The 17,365-nt window shown below is 30.2% G+C and carries 20 protein-coding genes; 4 read left to right on the top strand and 16 right to left on the bottom strand.

Annotation, left to right across the window (positions count from 1 at the left end):
• Positions 1–3: 3 nt before the first annotated feature.
• From glmS to nadD, 10 genes are all read right to left on the bottom strand, one after another.
• Positions 4–1,788 carry a glutamine--fructose-6-phosphate transaminase (isomerizing) gene (gene glmS, locus KQ51_RS07115; RefSeq protein WP_038470724.1) on the bottom strand — a complete coding sequence of 595 codons (1,785 nt, stop codon included), beginning with the start codon at positions 1,786–1,788 and terminating at the stop codon, positions 4–6.
• Between the two features lie 70 nt (positions 1,789–1,858).
• Positions 1,859–2,587, bottom strand: coding sequence for a hypothetical protein (locus tag KQ51_RS07120; RefSeq protein WP_038470727.1), 729 nt, complete (start codon positions 2,585–2,587; stop codon positions 1,859–1,861).
• Complete coding sequence (locus tag KQ51_RS07125; protein WP_038470729.1) at positions 2,562–3,149, bottom strand: ATP-binding cassette domain-containing protein; 588 nt, start codon at positions 3,147–3,149, stop codon at positions 2,562–2,564. Before KQ51_RS07125 ends, KQ51_RS07120 begins: the two co-directional genes overlap by 26 nt.
• Complete coding sequence (locus KQ51_RS07130) at positions 3,121–4,080, bottom strand: hypothetical protein (protein ID WP_038470731.1); 960 nt, start codon at positions 4,078–4,080, stop codon at positions 3,121–3,123. Before KQ51_RS07130 ends, KQ51_RS07125 begins: the two co-directional genes overlap by 29 nt.
• Positions 4,049–4,708, bottom strand: coding sequence for a hypothetical protein (locus KQ51_RS07135; protein WP_038470733.1), 660 nt, complete (start codon positions 4,706–4,708; stop codon positions 4,049–4,051). The genes KQ51_RS07130 and KQ51_RS07135 overlap by 32 nt, the downstream gene beginning before the upstream one ends.
• Positions 4,709–4,754: 46 nt before the next feature.
• Entirely contained in the window at positions 4,755–5,573 is an 819-nt protein-coding gene (locus KQ51_RS07140) for a patatin-like phospholipase family protein (RefSeq protein ID WP_038470735.1), read from the bottom strand.
• Between the two features lie 10 nt (positions 5,574–5,583).
• Entirely contained in the window at positions 5,584–6,009 is a 426-nt protein-coding gene (locus KQ51_RS07145) for a peptidylprolyl isomerase (RefSeq protein WP_096334947.1), read from the bottom strand.
• Between the two features lie 8 nt (positions 6,010–6,017).
• Positions 6,018–7,151, bottom strand: coding sequence for a tRNA 2-thiouridine(34) synthase MnmA (gene mnmA, locus KQ51_RS07150; protein WP_038470739.1), 1,134 nt, complete (start codon positions 7,149–7,151; stop codon positions 6,018–6,020).
• Positions 7,152–7,167: 16 nt separating this feature from the next.
• Positions 7,168–9,039 (bottom strand): NAD(+) synthase, encoded by a 1,872-nt coding sequence (locus KQ51_RS07155; RefSeq protein ID WP_232958005.1) that lies wholly within the window; start codon positions 9,037–9,039, stop codon positions 7,168–7,170.
• A complete protein-coding gene (nadD, locus tag KQ51_RS07160; protein ID WP_038470741.1) occupies positions 9,029–9,616 on the bottom strand; it encodes a nicotinate (nicotinamide) nucleotide adenylyltransferase in 588 nt (195 codons plus the stop codon). The genes KQ51_RS07155 and nadD overlap by 11 nt, the downstream gene beginning before the upstream one ends.
• 68 nt (positions 9,617–9,684) lie before the next feature.
• Between nadD and KQ51_RS07165 the strand changes: the two genes are divergently transcribed.
• Positions 9,685–10,707, top strand: coding sequence for a M42 family metallopeptidase (locus KQ51_RS07165; RefSeq protein ID WP_038470742.1), 1,023 nt, complete (start codon positions 9,685–9,687; stop codon positions 10,705–10,707).
• Positions 10,708–10,764: 57 nt separating this feature from the next.
• A complete protein-coding gene (locus tag KQ51_RS07170) occupies positions 10,765–11,877 on the top strand; it encodes an alkaline phosphatase family protein (protein WP_038470744.1) in 1,113 nt (370 codons plus the stop codon).
• A 13-nt stretch (positions 11,878–11,890) separates the two neighbouring features.
• Here KQ51_RS07170 and KQ51_RS07175 read toward each other — a convergent pair whose 3' ends face one another.
• Both KQ51_RS07175 and KQ51_RS07180 read right to left on the bottom strand, forming a co-directional pair.
• Entirely contained in the window at positions 11,891–12,271 is a 381-nt protein-coding gene (locus KQ51_RS07175) for a hypothetical protein (protein ID WP_038470746.1), read from the bottom strand.
• Positions 12,264–13,205 (bottom strand): DUF697 domain-containing protein, encoded by a 942-nt coding sequence (locus KQ51_RS07180; RefSeq protein WP_038470748.1) that lies wholly within the window; start codon positions 13,203–13,205, stop codon positions 12,264–12,266. The genes KQ51_RS07175 and KQ51_RS07180 overlap by 8 nt, the downstream gene beginning before the upstream one ends.
• A 100-nt stretch (positions 13,206–13,305) precedes the next feature.
• Here KQ51_RS07180 and KQ51_RS07185 point away from each other — a divergent pair, with 100 nt between their 5' ends.
• A complete protein-coding gene (locus KQ51_RS07185; RefSeq protein ID WP_038470750.1) occupies positions 13,306–14,262 on the top strand; it encodes a hypothetical protein in 957 nt (318 codons plus the stop codon).
• 43 nt (positions 14,263–14,305) lie between these two features.
• Here KQ51_RS07185 and KQ51_RS07190 read toward each other — a convergent pair whose 3' ends face one another.
• Genes KQ51_RS07190 through KQ51_RS07205 form a run of 4 tightly spaced genes read right to left on the bottom strand, consistent with a single transcriptional unit; the run spans position 14,306 to position 16,923 of the window.
• Positions 14,306–14,911, bottom strand: coding sequence for a hypothetical protein (locus KQ51_RS07190; RefSeq protein ID WP_038470751.1), 606 nt, complete (start codon positions 14,909–14,911; stop codon positions 14,306–14,308).
• A complete protein-coding gene (locus KQ51_RS07195) occupies positions 14,904–15,437 on the bottom strand; it encodes a DUF402 domain-containing protein (RefSeq protein WP_038470753.1) in 534 nt (177 codons plus the stop codon). The genes KQ51_RS07190 and KQ51_RS07195 overlap by 8 nt, the downstream gene beginning before the upstream one ends.
• 12 nt (positions 15,438–15,449) lie before the next feature.
• Positions 15,450–15,962 (bottom strand): tRNA (cytidine(34)-2'-O)-methyltransferase, encoded by a 513-nt coding sequence (locus KQ51_RS07200; protein WP_038470755.1) that lies wholly within the window; start codon positions 15,960–15,962, stop codon positions 15,450–15,452.
• Positions 15,963–15,966: 4 nt separating this feature from the next.
• Complete coding sequence (locus KQ51_RS07205) at positions 15,967–16,923, bottom strand: QueG-associated DUF1730 domain-containing protein (protein ID WP_038470757.1); 957 nt, start codon at positions 16,921–16,923, stop codon at positions 15,967–15,969.
• Between the two features lie 149 nt (positions 16,924–17,072).
• Between KQ51_RS07205 and KQ51_RS07210 the strand changes: the two genes are divergently transcribed.
• The gene (locus KQ51_RS07210) at positions 17,073–17,357 is read left to right on the top strand and encodes a helix-turn-helix domain-containing protein (RefSeq protein ID WP_052609334.1); all 285 of its coding nucleotides are present in this window, start codon (positions 17,073–17,075) and stop codon (positions 17,355–17,357) included.
• Positions 17,358–17,365: the final 8 nt, after the last annotated feature.

A 17,365-nucleotide genomic window follows, 5' to 3' on the forward strand; every position in this document is an offset into this window, starting at 1 on the left:
CTCCTATTCTACTGTAACACTTTTAGCTAAGTTACGTGGTTTATCAATATCATAACCACGGTGTAAAGCAGCGTAATAAGCGATAAATTGTGCTGGTAGTACTGTTAGTAAAGGACTAAATAATTCAAAAACATCATCAACAACAATTTGATCATCACTCTCGTGAACACCCCTTGTTGAAATTACTAATGTTTTAGCTCCTCTACTTTTAACTTCATATAAGTTACTTCGCGTATTTTTACTAATACTTCTTTGTGAAATAATTGCGATAACTGGAGTATCTTCTTCAATTAAAGCAATCGTTCCATGCTTTAATTCTCCAGCAGCAAATCCTTCTGTTTGAATATAACTAATTTCTTTTAGCTTTAAACTAGCTTCCAAACAACTATAATAATCAATTCCGCGACCAATATAGAAACAATTGCGTTTAGTTAAATATTCTTTAACTAACTCTTCGATATATTCTCTTTTATCGATGATATTTTCCATACTAATTGCGGCTTTACTTAATTCTTTACGTAAATTTATATGTGAATCATTTAATGTATAAGCAAGGATTGATAGAATTGCGATTTGTGCTGTGTACGCTTTTGTACTAGCAACTGCAATTTCCGGTCCAGCATGAATTTCTACAAAATGATCCGCTTCTCTAGCTAAAGTTGAAGTTTTAACATTAGTTATTGTTAAACTACGATATCCTTTAGCTTTTATATTTACAAGTACTGCCCTTAAATCTGCTGTCTCACCACTTTGTGAGATAAAGATAAATAACGGCTTCTTAGATAGTAAAGGCATGTTATAAGCAAACTCACTAGCAATATGAACCTCGGTAGGAATGTTAGCCATTTTCTCAAATAACTCTTTTCCAATAAATCCAGCATTCATACTAGTTCCTGCGGCAATAATATATAAACGATCACTTTCTTCAAGTGCTTTTTTTACTGGTCCGTTAATTGTTGGTTTATCACCATCAAAATATTTTCCAATAATCGTTCTAATAACCGCTGGTTGCTCATTAATTTCTTTTAACATGAAATGTGAGTATTCACCTTTTTCAATATTAAAGTAATCAACGTCAATAACTTTCTCTTCATGTTTCACTTCTTTACCAATAATATCTTTAATTGAATAACTAGCACCATCAATCTCCACAAATGTTTTATCTTCAAGTGGAACATAACGATCTGAATAACCAACACAAGCCATCACATCTGATGCGACAATTATACCATCATCACTAATACCTATTAATAATGGGCTTTTGTTTTTACAAGCATACAAACGGTGAGGATTATCTCTATCGATAATCGCAAGAGCGTAAGACCCTTCTAATAAACTCATCGTTTTTCTTATTGCTTCACTAACACTCATTCTATAACTGTATCTTTCAATTAAATGAGCTATTACTTCTGTATCAGTGTCACTTTCAAAGACACTTTCTCCTAATTTAGAACTCTTTAGTTCTTTATAGTTATCTACTACACCATTATGAACAATAAAAAAACGACCTGAACTAGAGGTTTGTGGATGGGAATTTACCTGGTTAGGCACCCCATGTGTTGCCCATCTAGTATGGCCAATACCAAGGCAAGGTTCACCTTTAACATCGACTAAACTTTCTAAATGAGCTACTCTACCTTTATCTTTGAATATACGAAAAGCACCGTTGTCACACAGTCTTAACGCTATTCCAGCAGAGTCGTATCCACGATACTCCAAACGTTTCAAGCCATTAATAATTATTTCTTTTGCATTTTTGGTTCCTAAATAACCTACAATTCCGCACATCGAAATCAACTCCCTTTTACAAGAGATAATATATCACAAAGAACGATTATATTCAAATTTATTTTTTATCTTACAAAACCATGTCGTGAGTTGCATAGCGCCTAATTGTAGATATAGTGATAATAGCTAAGACACTTAATACAAAATAACTGCCATAAATATATTCAAAAGCACCATCTAGGACAATTAAGTCAGGAAATAAAACATTAATTATTCTACTACCTCTTTCTATTTCATCAATTTTGACACCGTAATCAATACTTAGATTACTAATTAAATAACCCATAAAAGGCATAACCATAATAAATAAATTATTAAAGTTTATAACTAAGAATGCATATAAAAGTGAATAATAGACAGAGAATAGACTCATTTTCAGTAATAATTCTACAATCATTATTAACTCAACATTAATATCTAGAATAACCCATAAAACTGAGTAAAAGAGAACTAAACATAAACTAAACATAATACTAATAAACGATACTGTTAGAAACTTACTTATAATAATCCTGGTTTTACTATTTCTACTAATCAAGAAAACGTCATACTTACTTATATAGAATGAATAAATACCTACCAACATCGTAAATAGCACAGTGACAATCTTAATCAGATTCAACCCATCATAACTATATCCTTTTATATATAACTCTCTATTTATATCGAGATCTACTAAACTACTAAGTAAGTTAGACTGAAGTAATATAATCATATAGCTAATAATAAGTAAGATAACCATGACTACGAGGACTTTTTTTGTGAATAAAAATTTATAATGTACTTTCAGTAAGTTCATTTATCCTAATTACCTCCTTTTCTAAATCATCAAATGCTTCTTCTAGATGACTAGAGACAATAAACGATTTACTACTTTTCTTTATATCATTAACAAGGATATTTACACTTCCTTCATCTAATCCACTAAGTGGTTCATCAAGTAAATAATAGTCACTGTTCCTAATTAAACACTGAATCAGATTAAGTTTCGCTTTCATCCCTTTTGAAAGCGAACTTATATCTTCTGTTTTCTTACTATTAAGTCCATATTTAGTCAAATATGGTTTGTAATCATAATCATTTGGATTTAGTTGAGATAGATTAAATAAAAATTCTTCAACTGTAATATCACGGGGAAAGAACGGATTCTCTGGCATAAAACTTAGTGTATTTGAGTGATTTACTTCTCCCTCAAAACTGATAATACTCATTAATGCTTTTAAAACTGTACTCTTCCCACTACCATTTTCCCCGATAAAAAGAGTAACTCTATTTTTTATCTCAAGTCTGTGAATTGAGATAGTCTTATTTACATATTTTTTAGTAAAATTACTAATCTGTATTGCTGAACTTGTAGACATTAAAATCATCCTCATTAAATGTATTGAATATACTAGTTCTCATATAGGGAAAATCATCAATTACCATTACTTCTATTTGATTGTTAATCTCATATTCTATTACAATCACAAACTCATATATGAATTTAGAATCATTATTATATAGTAGTGGTAGATAAAACTCTGTACTATTATTTTTACCTAACAATATGTTTAAAATAGTATCATTATAGTCACTATAAAAGTCATAATAATCAATTCCAAGACAACTTGAAGTAGTTGATTGATATTCACATGTTTTGTTAGTACTTACTCTTTCCTTGTTTATATATACACTTTTACTGAGCAGTTTAAAGTCAGTAATCATAATGTTATAAGAACTATTATTTACAAGTTCTAAGTTGATCCCACCGATAGTATTGTATCCATTCACTTCCTCATGAGTTGCACTAAGATTACTCAGTGTAATACTTGTTGGAACCACCTCTTTAAAGAGGTAATTTAGTTCACCGATACTAATACTTACTTTTTCCATATTCTCATAAACTATCTCTAAATTGACGTCTTCCATTTCTATTAATAAGTCATTACTAACAAATGGTAATTTAAACGCAAATACTATTTGATAAAATGGTTCATCTTGGTACATTATCTCATTACTTGAAATAGTGATATCCTTTATACTGATACTAAGTTCTTCTTCATTATTATAGAATTTAGTGTCAATTATGTAATCTTGATTAAAATGATAACTACTTGGCATATTGGTTAATACTTCAATATCAATTGATTCGTAGTTATCGCTGTGATAAATAGAGTACTGATAATCTCTTGAAATAATGATTAGTTCTTTTTCTTCTCTAACAAGAAGTAAAACTGTAAGTGTTGTAACTAGTGCGATTAGGAGAATATATAAAGCATTATTCCTGATTCCTATCAAGTAACGATTCATCGATAACTTCCTTCCTAATTGAATAGTATTCTGTAGTTACTAAAAATACTTCCCAACCACCTTCTCTTACTTTTCGCCAAAACCGGTAGTACTTGGCAACACCGTTACTTACTTTCCCTTCACCTTTTATTTCGATATATAGTTTAGTGTTAGGATCTACTTGGATTTTTATATCGAAATCTTCTTCAATTTTGGAATTTGTGGTTGCAATAATGGAATATGATAACTTTTCATCTAACCCTAATTTAAAGCCCATAGCACTTCCACTACCCTTTAAACCTAAATCACCTGAGACGTTGTACTGTTTTTTTACTGAATCCTCTGCACTGAAGCTAAATGTTTGTACAATCGGGGTAAATCCTTCATTGTGAATTACCCAAAGAGTTTCTTTAGTATAGTAGATTTTTTCTGTTTTGTATGCTGTTAGGATACTCCATCCCCAGAACTTCTTTTTAGGAATCATTTCATAATAATCCTCATACATATCATCAGTATAACTATCTAAGAAATACATTCCTGAATGTTCAAACTCGTAATCCTGAAATGTTGAATACTCGTTTGCAGTTAGTGTTTGTGCTGTAAATGTTGTTAAAAAGATAAATAATGTTGCTATTAATAGTTTCCTCAAAAAAAACACCTCCATCAATATAGTATTGATTAAGAGGTGTTTTTTCTTATATTAACTCATCTTTTATTTTTTCTAATAGCTTACTCATGTCTTGATATCCTAAGTCAAATCGTCTGGTAATATATTTATGATTAAAATCTAAGATACCCCTTAGACTTCTTTTAGGATAACAGGTGAATAGTTTTACTCCTTGGACTTTTTTAATCCTCATTGGACTAAACGTGAATAAATCTATAACAATGATTACATCACAACCAGCGTCGATTAGTGGTTGATAAGGTGTATTATCTAATAACCCACCATCATAGTATGTTTGTTTGTTAATCTCAATTGGTTTGAAAGCAACGGGGATTGCGCAAGAAGCAAGAAGTGTTTTAAGTTTATCTTCATCTTCAAATTGATTTAAATCAATATACTCAATTTGCTGATCTGCTTTAAAGAAATGTTTGTAGTTGGTTCTGATAAGATCAAAGAAAGTACTTTTTTGGTCTCCTAAATGAGTTGTAGCGATATAAATTTCTTTATTTCTAATTGATTCAAAATCAATCGTATTTCTGATAATCTTTTCTAACCGTCTAGTGTTGTAAACACCGCGGTTAATAAAGTTTAGTTTTTCTTTCATCAAACGTTTTAGAATGTGCTTTTCTAAATTGAATAAAGTTTTCTTATCAAGACTCATCCATGTTTCATATGCTTTATCATAGTCACCCATAGCAAATAAGACTGCGTTTAAGGACCCAACACTTGCTCCACTAAAAGCACTGAACTTTGTATCAAGTCCGTGTTCTTTTAATGCTTGCCATGCACCGATTTGGTAAGCACCACGTGCTCCACCTCCGGCAAAAGCTATCCCTAGTTTTTTCATTTTATCACCCCTAGATAATGATTTCTTTAATACGGTCTCCTTGTTTAATATCAAAGACACTTTCGATACCACTAACTACTTTTCCAAATACTGTATGTACTCCATCTAAATGTGGAAGACTATCATAACAAATAAAGAATTGGCTTCCACCTGTATCTTTACCAGCATGAGCCATACTTAAAGCTCCAACTTCATGTTGATTAGGATTGTTTTTTGTTTCACATTTAATTGTATATCCTGGTCCACCAGTACCAGTCCCTTTAGGACATCCACCTTGTGCGACAAATCCAGGGATTACACGGTGAAATGTTAAACCGTTATAAAAACCATCATTAGCTAACTTTTTAAAGTTTGCTACTGTTCCTGGTGCTTCTTTATCAAATAATTCTAATTCTAACACTTGATCATTCTTCTCTAAAATAATTGTACCTTTCATAATTCCTCCTAGTATTTACAAATCTTATTATTTTTATATACTTCTTTAATGAATCCTCCACCTAAACAAACATCACCTAAATAAAATACGGCAGCTTGTCCTGGTGTAACTGCGCGAACATCTTCTTTATATGTTACTACTAGATTATCTTCAACCCATTTTATACTAACACCATTATCTTGTTGACGATATCTAAATTTCGCAGTACATTCTAATTCACCATCAAATTTACCCATATTAATTAGATTAACTTCTTCTACCAAACATGAATCACTATATAGGGTTGGATGATGGAATCCTTGGCCAATAATTAATTCATTTTTTTCTAAGTCCTTACCTATTACAAACCATGGTTCATTCCCGTATTTATTACTTCCGCCAATTCCTAAACCTTTTCTCTGGCCTATAGTATAATACATTAAACCACTATGTTTAGCGATTATTTCACCTTCAAGATTAACCATATTACCTTTTTTAGAAGGTAGGTAATTACTTAAGAATTTATTAAAATCTCTTTCACCGATAAAACAGATTCCCGTAGAATCTTTTTTATCTTTAGTAGCCAAATCATATTTATGAGCAATATCTCGTACTTCTTGTTTTGTTAAGTCTCCAACAGGAAACAGTACAGTTGATAATTGCTTTTCAGTTAACTGACTTAAAAAGTAAGTTTGATCTTTGTTATTATCAATTCCTCGTAACATTGTTGGATGTTCACCGTGTTCAACTCGAGCATAGTGTCCCATCGCTATATAATCAGGATTAAACTTCTTAGCATGTTCAATAAACGCATCAAATTTTATATATTTATTACATAAAATATCAGGGTTTGGGGTTCTTCCTTTTTTGTACTCATCGAGAAAATAAGTGAATACATTGTCCCAGTATTCTTTAATAAAATCTACTCGGTGTAAGGGTATATTTAGTTTATTAGCTACTTTCTCGGCGTCTTGATAATCAACTTCTTGAGTACATACTTCATCGTCTATAGTTGGATTACCTAAGATATCGTTATTAGTAGTTGAATCCCAGTTACGCATGAAAAGGCCTATAACATTATAGCCCTGTTCTTTTAATATTGCGGCAGCGACACTACTATCAACACCACCACTAAGTCCTAATACTACTGTTTTTTGTTGCATGATAATTCCTCCAGTATTACTTCAAGTAATCAATATCACTTGGTAAACGTAAATCTCCTCTTGGACTAACACTAATATCTAAGATTTTAGGTCCATCAGGTGTTGCTTGACGTTTAAATTGTTGTGAATAAAATCTTTTAAAGAATTTACTACTATATAGATTACTTGTTTCTTCATTTATTTCAAAGACATGTGGTAACAACCAACTAATTCTTGATTCATTATCTCCATATCTTAAGACACGGTGAACTATGAAATCATTAATTTCATATTTACCGATTGTATCCTCTGTTTTTTGATTAGATGTAAGTTCAGGAGTTATCGGAGTATCAACAATACTCAGTAATGTTCCTCTAACTTCTTTACTAAACTTATTAATTGCATAATTATATATCATAAAACGTACTAACGTTTTTGGAATACCAACATTGATTCCGTACATACTCATTTGGTCTCCATTATAAGTACACCAACCAAGAGCCATTTCACTTAGGTCTCCTGTCCCTAAAACTAAACCATTATGTTTGTTAGCTAAATTCATTAAAATCATTGTACGAGCTCTAGCTTGGGTATTTTCATAAGTGATATCTTCAGTTATCCCGTCATGTCCAATTAATTTGAAATGCTCTTTAACATGATTATTGATATCAATTTCTAGAATTGTAACTCCTAAGTTATGCATCATATCTAGCGCATTCTTTTTTGTATGCTTACTAGTATGTAAACCAGGCATTGTTACGGCAATGATATCCTTTCGAGATATCTTTAAATTATCATAAACACGGCATGCGATTAATAGTGCTAATGTTGAATCTAATCCACCACTAATCCCAATTACTAAACTTTTTGCACGCACGTGTTTGATCCTTTTAATTAAAGCATTTTCTTGTAAGGCAGCGACTTTTTCAAAGTCACTTAAAATATCTACCTTAGGAACAAATGGCGTGCTATCAAACTTTTTTGAGAAAGTATAATCTTTACTTTCTGGTAACTTGATAATCACTTCTGAGAATTTGTGTCTATATCTATTTAAGCTATCACGGTAGCTTGAATTAGTTCTTCTCGCAAAATCGATTTTTCCTAAATCGATATCACCGTAAATAACTTCACTATCTTGATTAAAGTTTTCTGTTTCTACAAGTAACTCACTATTTTGAGCGATCACATTGTGGCCACTAAACACAGTTTCACTAGTTGATTCATTAACTCCCGCACTTGAATAAACATAAGCACCAGCATTTCTTCTAGAATGTTCTAAAATAGCTCTTCTTCGAATTTCTCTTTTACCAAGCACTTCATTTGAAGCACTTAAGTTTAAAATGATTCTCGCACCGTTTAAACTCAAGATATTACCTGGTGAGAACGGAGCCCACATATCTTCACAAACTTCAACACCAAAACTTAACTGATCTTCTTTATCTTTGAAGACAATATAACCAAATGGTACAGTTTGTTTTAAGTACTCAATACTTTCATAGTTTTCAACAATATTGAAACCACTTTGGAACCATCTTTTTTCGTAGAATTCTCCAGTATTTGGTAGATAAAATTTAGGAATAATTCCTAATATTTTATCTTCTTGTAATACAAAAGCACAATTGTATAAAACTCCATCAACTTCTAATGGAGCACCGATAACTACTATACCACTATAAGGGTTGTTTTGTAGTAAATATGCAATAGCAGTTTTAGTGTTAATTAGTAAGCTTTCTTGAAAGAATAAATCGTTACAAGTATAGGCTGTTACACTAAGTTCTGGAAACACTGTAATACTAGATTCTACTGTCTCTAAAATCTTCAACATTTCTTCAATATTATAAGTCGGATTACCGACCTTTAATTTTGGTGTAACACTTGCTACTTTTATAAACCCATTTTTATACATCATCATCGTCACCTCTGTATAACTCATTTTCAATAATATATTCAAATACTTCTTTTGGAACTAAAGATTCATCAAATGTTTCTCTAAAACCAGTTGAACTAACATTAACATTGAAATCTTCAAATATTATAAAACTATGTTCGAATCTTTTCAACAGTTTATTACTATTAATTACAATTTTAGGTTCAATTCCATCTCTTCCTAAAACAATTATTTTAAATTCACTGAGTATTCCTTCGATATTGATCCAGTCTTCCATACCATATAAATTATCAGCACCAACGACAAACGCCAACTCCTCTTCATAAAAATCAACTAATCTTATCAATGATTGATATGTGCCAAGAAAATCACTATCACTTATTTCTAAATCACTAACAGTAACATTATTGTATTTCTCCATTGCTATATCTAACATGTTTAACCGATCATAATTGCTAGCTAAATCACTCTTGGTATATGCACTAGAAACAGGTAAAAAAATGAACTTAACGTCATCAAATTTATTGTTTACATATTTATATACTTCTTCGTGTGCATTGGTAACAGGATTAAAGGCTCCACCAAAAACTACAATCATATTATCACCTCACACTAATTATAACACATATTATCATATCTATGATATAATAACGTGAGGTGAGAATTATGAAATTAAATAGACAATATATCTTAGATTTAGCAAAGGAAATTTTACTAATTCCAAGTCCTAGTGGATACTCTGTAGAAATCATCCCAAGAATTCTAAAAGAAGCCAAATTATACAACTTAAAAACAGAGCAAACTAAAAAAGGAAACTTAATAATTACGATGCCAGGTAAAGAAGATTATACTCTTGGTTTAAGTGTTCATGTTGATACTTTGGGAGCTATGGTTAGAAGTATATCTAGTGATGGTGCCATTAAATTCACATCAATTGGTGGACCTAGTTGGCCTACTTTAGACGGTGAATACTGTACATTAAAAACTAGAGATAATAAAGAATATACTGGAACATTCCTTTCAACTAGTCCTGCAGTTCATGTATATAAAGATGCAAACACTAAAGCAAGAAACCCTGAAAGCATGTATGTTAGACTTGATGAAGTTGTTAAAACTAAAGAAGACGTTCAAAAATTAGGTATTGAAGTTGGTAACTTCATCTTCATCGATCCTAAAACAACAATCACAAAAAGTGGATTTGTTAAATCAAGATTCTTAGACGATAAAATCAATGTTGCTAGTATCTTCGGGTTAATCAAATACCTAAAAGAAAACAATATAACTCCAAAGCAAACTCTTAAGTTCATTATTTCGACATATGAAGAAGTTGGACACGGTGCTTCATACATCCCTGAATTAGATGAAATGATCGCGGTTGATATGGGTTGTATCGGTGACGATTTAACTTGTACTGAATACGATGTATCAATTTGTCCTAAAGATTCAAGTGGTCCATATAACTATGAATTAACTAACAAATTAATTAGTTTAGCCAAAGAAAACAAAATTAACCATGCTGTCGATATTTATCCATATTATGGTTCAGATGTTTCAGCTGCTAATCGTGGTGGTAATGACTTTAAAGGTGCATTAATGGGACCTGGAGTTCACGCTTCGCATGGTATGGAAAGAACTCATATAGAAGGTATTGAAGCAACTATCAATTTACTATATAATTACGTAAAATAGGAAATGCCTTTGCATTTCCTATTTTTTTTAATATAATACACTGTTAGGAGTGATTTAATGAAGTTATATTACCCAGATTATAATAACTCAATCTTGAATGTCACTAATAGTATATTAAAATATTATGGTGTTAAAACTAAATACAGTACAATTCCTTTGTTAGATATGGAATTAGCAAAAGGATACAATCATATTATCTACATTCTATTAGATGGAATGGGTGTTAATGTAATCAATAAACACCTTGATAAATCACAAGCTTTAAGGAAACATATCAAGAAAGAAATTACTTCTGTCTTCCCACCAACAACTGTTGCCGCAACAGATGCAGTTCTTTCAGGACTACCACCTCTTGTTAATGGCCATATTGGTTGGACTCAATACTTTAAAGATGAAGATATGGATGTTGTTGTTTTCTTGAATGAAGATTATTATACCAATAAAATTCCCAAAGAAGATTTACGAACTAAATACTTATCATTTAAAAAGATATATGAACAGATTACTGATGTTAATCCTAACATTGAAACAACAGAGTTTTTCCCAGCATTTAGACCTAACGGTAGTAAATCATTTAATGAGCAAATTGAAAAAGTATTAATCAAAACACATAATACTGATCAATCATTTAATTATATCTATTGGACTGAACCTGATTTTACAGAGCATATATATGGTACTGATAGTGAACAAGTTAAAGATGTATTAAATAACTTAAACAAAGACTTTGAAGAGTTAATCGATAACATTACAGACGATACTCTAGTTATTACTATCGCAGACCATGGTTTAACAAATATTAAAGAAACTATCCTTTATGATTATCCTGATGTAACAGATTTACTAAAAAGAAAACCATCAATTGAACCACGAGCTGCAAATTTCTTTGTCAAAGATGGTAAGCAAAAGGAATTTAAAGAAAACTTTAATAAGCATTTCAGCAATCATTTTAAACTATATACTAAACAAGAATTCCTGGATTCGAAACTATTAGGTGAAGGAACACCTCATCCTAAACTAGATGAGTTTTTAGGAGACTTCTTCGCAATTTCGATTTCAGAGTATATGTTTATTTTTGATAAATCAAGTAATTATATTGGACATCACGCAGGTCTTAGTAAAGATGAAATGATAGTACCACTTATAATGTATTCAAAAAGCGCTAAATAGCGCTTTTTTTTGTTTATTCGATTGTGTCTATATAATAATTAGAACTATGGAAAAATCCACTAATACCAGTATTTGCCTCAACAATAAATGAAACTGTAAAATCATCTGATACATCATCAATTGTTATTGTTGCAACTATATTACTTCCTGAACTTACTAATTCATAAGTAAATATCTTGTCTTCTAAGTTAGTTTTAAATACTTCACAGAAACTTACTGTTTCTGAATTAAAGTGTTTTTCACATACATCATCTTCAGTAATATTATCAAAATAACTTACTGTTTGCGTTTCGGGGTCGTTAGCTGCAGCTGGTGAGACAAAGAAGATGAAAAACAAATAAACAACAGCTGCTACAGCAGCGATTATTCCACCAATCTTTAGTATTTTACTCATCTACTTCACTCTCTTTATTCTTCTTATTTCTTTTCTTAAACGGTCTAGCAAAAATACTCGCAACACCTTTAGGAAAAACAGTTAAACCTTCAGTAATAATTTTAGGCATTAACTTAAATGTATCTTTATAAGCCATTCTTCTAATATCTTTTCTGTTTAATAATTTATTATCGTTATATAAGTATTTTTGGGTAATAACTCCAACTCGACAAGTTAACATTGAATTTGAAATACCACCAATAATACTACTACTTATTGTTTTGATAAAAGGCATATCCGTTAAAGTCTCGCCCAGTTTAGTTGGCATATATTCAGTAAAATCAATTTCCTCAATACCTTCAGCAATTAAACTGGTAACTAGTACGTTAACGCTTAATTTAGCCAAATAAGGATAACTTGGTCTAAATCCAGATAATTCAACAATCTCTTTAATCATCTTTATTTGAATAATTAGAGTACTTAGCATATCAAGATTACCATTTTGTGATAAGGCAGTTGTTACTAATACACTTTTTGAGTTTCTAACAATAACTTCGTTTATATTAGTTCTAATTGAAGTTGTAAAAACAGTCTGTAAAGACGTTTTTAATTCCTTACTGTTGTTAATAGAACCTTTTAATAAATCTTTATCCTCATCAGTAATGTTTTCATTACTGATTAATACTTTTGCTGCATCTTTATATATCTTATGTCTTTTATTATCATCACTTAACATAGCATCAACTGTGAATGTTGGTGAAAAAGCAATGATTCGTAAAGGATTCAATACTAAGAAGTAAACTAAAATAGCGCTTAATCCATAAAATCCGTATTCAATATATTCATGAACACCGCGTAATCTTTCCCCTACTTCTAAGATATTACTTACTAAAATAAAAAAGATAACAATAAGAGCACCAATACCTATTAATACCCAAAATCTCTTTTTACCCATGCTATCACCTCTCTATCAATTATTTTACCACAAAAATGTGGATATTTTAAGGATACTAGTAAAAAGAAATATGATATAATATAAACTAGGAGTGGTTGCTATGAGAAGAATGTTTATGGTATTTATATTTGGGTTGTCACAGATGTTACTTGTCCATTGTGATCAGTTTAATATAGATGAATTTGGGGTCGAATATGATATTGAGAATGCAAGTTTAGAAACAGCACTTGTAAATGATTCAGAATTAACCTCAATTATGTATCGAGAACAAGGACTGGATTTAGAACCAAACGAGAGATTTAGATATAATAAAATAGAAGGCAATAACTTCTACTTTATGAATGATGAATCATTTTATGAAAAATCCACAACAGAAAATGATTGCAATTACCTTTACTATCGGAATTTTGATTACGATTATCAAAAAGTTGTCCAAAATGATTTCGAGTTAGAGTTTGAATTTGCTGCTGGAATTGTTCAGGCAATGATTGATACAACTGAATACAATTTAAGTGAATTTGCAATTAAAGGTGATTTTTATAGAATTAATTCCAGTTATGATGAGAACAAGTATATCCATATAAGAGTTAATAGTAAAAACTACATTGATTCCCTACAATTCTATGACCTTGATAAAGATGATACTTATGCTATACTTGGTTTTGACTATTTAATGCACAATATAACAGAAATACAGTTTCCTAGTTATGATGGTAATAAGGGCGTTGAAACAGCAATAAGGTATGCTGAGTTAACTGGCTTCACAGTAACTAAAATAGATGATATCTTAACTTTTAGAAACGATCTATATCATGGCGAAATTGATTTAAACACATATGAATTAGTTGTTACTCGTGCGTTAGATGATAAAGTATATACACTTATTTGGAACACGAGTCTTACATTCGATTTTGACGGTGAAGAAATTTTATTTGAATCAGGTTTGGCTATAATTCTAGCTGATGAACTTAAAGGTAATAATATTGAGTATATCCTCGATATCATTAATCAACAAGAAATAGAAGACATATCAAATGATAGTATGTGCATAGAATAAATGATTAAAAAAACAGTTCAATTTAAATTGAACTGTTTTATTTTTACTCTTTTACTTCTATTACTTCTTCTGTTTCTTCAATTAAAGCTTCAACATCATTACTAGTGTAGTACGATGGGGTAACTTCTTCAGTTTCCTCAAGTTTAGGACCAGGTGATTTAACGCTAACTACAATATTATAAATGAAGTACACCAAGGTCAAAATATAACTAGTAAAGATTACATTGTATGGATTATTAGTACCTGTATAGAAAGTTATCATAACAAATCTATTAACAAGTGGATCATTGATATTGTCTGGCATCATAAGAACAAATGCTATTTGTCCAACAATCATTAATAACACTAAGAATGTATTGTTAAATACAACGTTTTGTAAGAATTTTTGCTTAACATCTTTTGTATTTCCTACTCTTATTAACATATAAATATTTAATAAGAGTAAAGATGAAAAGATAATTAGTGGTGTATTAACTATAACAAATTCATTATTCATAATTAGAACTTTGATTCCAAAGATATTTGCTTCTAATAATGATTTATATACAATCCCTAATCTTCCAACAAAGAAGGCAACAAATATAAACATTACAAACCCAATAAAAATACTTAGTTTTGTATATAAACGTAAAAAACTATCCTTACTCATGATTAATGTCCTCCAAGTATTTATTATAGTAACTTTTGATTAAATCATGATTAAAAGGTTCTTCTCTATTTTCAATCATCAATTTAAGATTCTCTAATTCAGTTTCTAAGATATTCTTCAATTTTGAAGAATATGCCATTCTAGTTTTATGTTTGTTATACTCATTACGATCTAACACATTATAACTAAAATCATCAATAACTTTTATATCTAAATCATAATCGATATACTTTAATGCTTCATCATCGATTAGATAAGGCGAAGCTATATTACAGTAAAAATGAATTCCATCTTGCTTGATAATACCAATGATGTTATACCATTTATCTTTATAAAACCACGTTACAGAAGGTTCTCTAGTATGCCAAAATCTACCATTAGATTCAATAACCTTTGTGCGCTTATTAACAACAACAATATGGTCTTCGCTCTCTTCAATTACCGTTGCTTTTTCCCAAATACGATGAAGTGATTCATCATGTTTATAACTTTGAATTTGAATGTCTCTTTGTACGTTATTATCCACATTGATCACTCCTTATTTAATAATCCAATCTTTTCCTTTTAAACTTTCTGGTTCGTAAGAATATAAGTCATTATATCCTTGTTGACGTAATACTTCATATGCTAAAACTGCAACAGTATTACTTAAATTTAAACTTCTTACTTTTTCTGTCATTGGTAAACGTAAACAGGTATCTAAATGATCTTTTAAGATTTCTTTAGGGATTCCACTAGATTCACTACCAAAGATTAAATAAACATCTTCTTCACATTTATAATCCATTTGATCAGGACTTTTTTGCCCATATCTAGTTAAAAAGAAATACTTCCCATTTTTATTCTCTTCTAAAAAATGGTTAAAATCTTTATATACTTTATAGGTAACATGTTCCATATAATTAGCAGCACTTCTTCTAACATGCTTTATATCTAAACTAAACCCTAAAGGTTCAATTAAATGTAATGTCATATTAGTAGCAGCACAAGTTCTCATAATGTTTCCAGTATTTTGTGGTATTTCTGGATGGTATAAAACTACATGATTCATAATATCACTCTCTTTCAAGCTTTTTAAGGACAATATCAGCTGTTTTATTATACCATAAATTATCCTTATATACACTCATACTTTTCTTAATTTTAGGGATGTATTCTACTAGTTTTTGATTCCCAATAATACATAATGCATTTCTTCTCATTGTACTAGCACCAATCCAATGGGATGTATTATTACCAAACTTTTTTCTAAACTCTTTCTTACTCATTAAAAGCATATCTTCTAACCAAATGTTTTCAATACCGTTTGGTTCAAATTCTTCGATTTTATGGAAATCAATTCCTTTATTTTTTGGACAAGCTTTTAAACAGATGTCGCATCCATAAATCATCGATTTAAAATAAGATATCTGTTCTTCATTAAAAGGCATTTTAGTTTGTGATAAATGAGAAATACATTTATCACGGTTAAACCCATCTTCAAGTGCATTACTAGGACATACATCAATACATATAGTACAGTCTCCACACTCACTACCTACTACTTTATAATCCTCATTTAAGCTCTTATCTATTAGAATAGTTGCTAAAAACATATAACTACCATATTGAGGATTAATCAATATACTATGTTTCCCAAAATAACCTATCCCGCTTAAACTAGCAGCATATTTTTCATCTATTTTACTAACATCAACACTCCCATATCCTTTTATTCCCAAAGTGTTTAAGCCACTAATTACTTCATCGAGTTTAGATGCTATTACTTTGTGGTAATCATTACTATAACTAAATCTAGCTAAGATACCGTAACCTTTACCCATATATTTAACCTCTTTTTTTGGATAAGGAAAAGCTAAAGTAATAATGGTTTTAAATTTATTTAAAAAAGCATAGTTATCGAAATTACCATGCATACTGTTTTCTTTATGATTCTTTATGTATGTATCTACATTAAGAAAAGAATAAGTATCTGTTTGTTTTTCTAAAATGCTAATTACTTTATCTTTCATCTTCTCACCTACATCTAATATAATATTATTCATAGTAATTGTCAAAATTGATTATCGTATTATTTTACTTCTTTTACACTATTTTGTGCCAATGCACCACTTACGAGCCAATAAATGTGCTAATTTGCTACAATATAGGTGGTGATGTTATGAATAATTTAGGAACTAGATTAAAAAGAATCAGGGAAGACAAAGGTTTTCCGCAAAAACTAATCGCAGATCATTTAGGTTTACATCGTTCTAACTATAGTAAAATAGAAAGTAATATTCAGAGATTAACGCCAAAACAAATCAAATTATTTTGTGAGTTTTGTGATGTTAGTGCTGATTATTTACTCGGGGTTGAATCTAAGAACAAAGTAGTTATAAGTACTCAAGATCGTGATGAACTAGTTGATAAAATCGAATACATTAAATCGTTATTAAATAAATAAGACCTGCA

The organism is Candidatus Izimaplasma bacterium HR1, from assembly GCA_000755705.1.
Lineage (GTDB): Bacteria > Bacillota_I > Bacilli_A > Izemoplasmatales > Izemoplasmataceae > Xianfuyuplasma.

Bases quoted from the DNA above. Each gene is read 5' to 3' on its own strand.
- glmS (WP_038470724.1), bottom strand. From the start codon at position 1,788: ATGTGCGGAATTGTAGGTTATTTAGGAACCAAAAATGCAAAAGAAATA.
- KQ51_RS07120 (WP_038470727.1), bottom strand. From the start codon at position 2,587: ATGAACTTACTGAAAGTACATTATAAATTTTTATTCACAAAAAAAGTC.
- KQ51_RS07125 (WP_038470729.1), bottom strand. From the start codon at position 3,149: ATGTCTACAAGTTCAGCAATACAGATTAGTAATTTTACTAAAAAATAT.
- KQ51_RS07130 (WP_038470731.1), bottom strand. From the start codon at position 4,080: ATGAATCGTTACTTGATAGGAATCAGGAATAATGCTTTATATATTCTC.
- KQ51_RS07140 (WP_038470735.1), bottom strand. From the start codon at position 5,573: ATGAAAAAACTAGGGATAGCTTTTGCCGGAGGTGGAGCACGTGGTGCT.
- KQ51_RS07145 (WP_096334947.1), bottom strand. From the start codon at position 6,009: ATGAAAGGTACAATTATTTTAGAGAAGAATGATCAAGTGTTAGAATTA.
- mnmA (WP_038470739.1), bottom strand. From the start codon at position 7,151: ATGCAACAAAAAACAGTAGTATTAGGACTTAGTGGTGGTGTTGATAGT.
- KQ51_RS07155 (WP_232958005.1), bottom strand. From the start codon at position 9,039: ATGATGTATAAAAATGGGTTTATAAAAGTAGCAAGTGTTACACCAAAA.
- nadD (WP_038470741.1), bottom strand. From the start codon at position 9,616: ATGATTGTAGTTTTTGGTGGAGCCTTTAATCCTGTTACCAATGCACAC.
- KQ51_RS07165 (WP_038470742.1), top strand. From the start codon at position 9,685: ATGAAATTAAATAGACAATATATCTTAGATTTAGCAAAGGAAATTTTA.
- KQ51_RS07170 (WP_038470744.1), top strand. From the start codon at position 10,765: ATGAAGTTATATTACCCAGATTATAATAACTCAATCTTGAATGTCACT.
- KQ51_RS07175 (WP_038470746.1), bottom strand. From the start codon at position 12,271: ATGAGTAAAATACTAAAGATTGGTGGAATAATCGCTGCTGTAGCAGCT.
- KQ51_RS07180 (WP_038470748.1), bottom strand. From the start codon at position 13,205: ATGGGTAAAAAGAGATTTTGGGTATTAATAGGTATTGGTGCTCTTATT.
- KQ51_RS07185 (WP_038470750.1), top strand. From the start codon at position 13,306: ATGAGAAGAATGTTTATGGTATTTATATTTGGGTTGTCACAGATGTTA.
- KQ51_RS07190 (WP_038470751.1), bottom strand. From the start codon at position 14,911: ATGAGTAAGGATAGTTTTTTACGTTTATATACAAAACTAAGTATTTTT.
- KQ51_RS07200 (WP_038470755.1), bottom strand. From the start codon at position 15,962: ATGAATCATGTAGTTTTATACCATCCAGAAATACCACAAAATACTGGA.
- KQ51_RS07205 (WP_038470757.1), bottom strand. From the start codon at position 16,923: ATGAAAGATAAAGTAATTAGCATTTTAGAAAAACAAACAGATACTTAT.
- KQ51_RS07210 (WP_052609334.1), top strand. From the start codon at position 17,073: ATGAATAATTTAGGAACTAGATTAAAAAGAATCAGGGAAGACAAAGGT.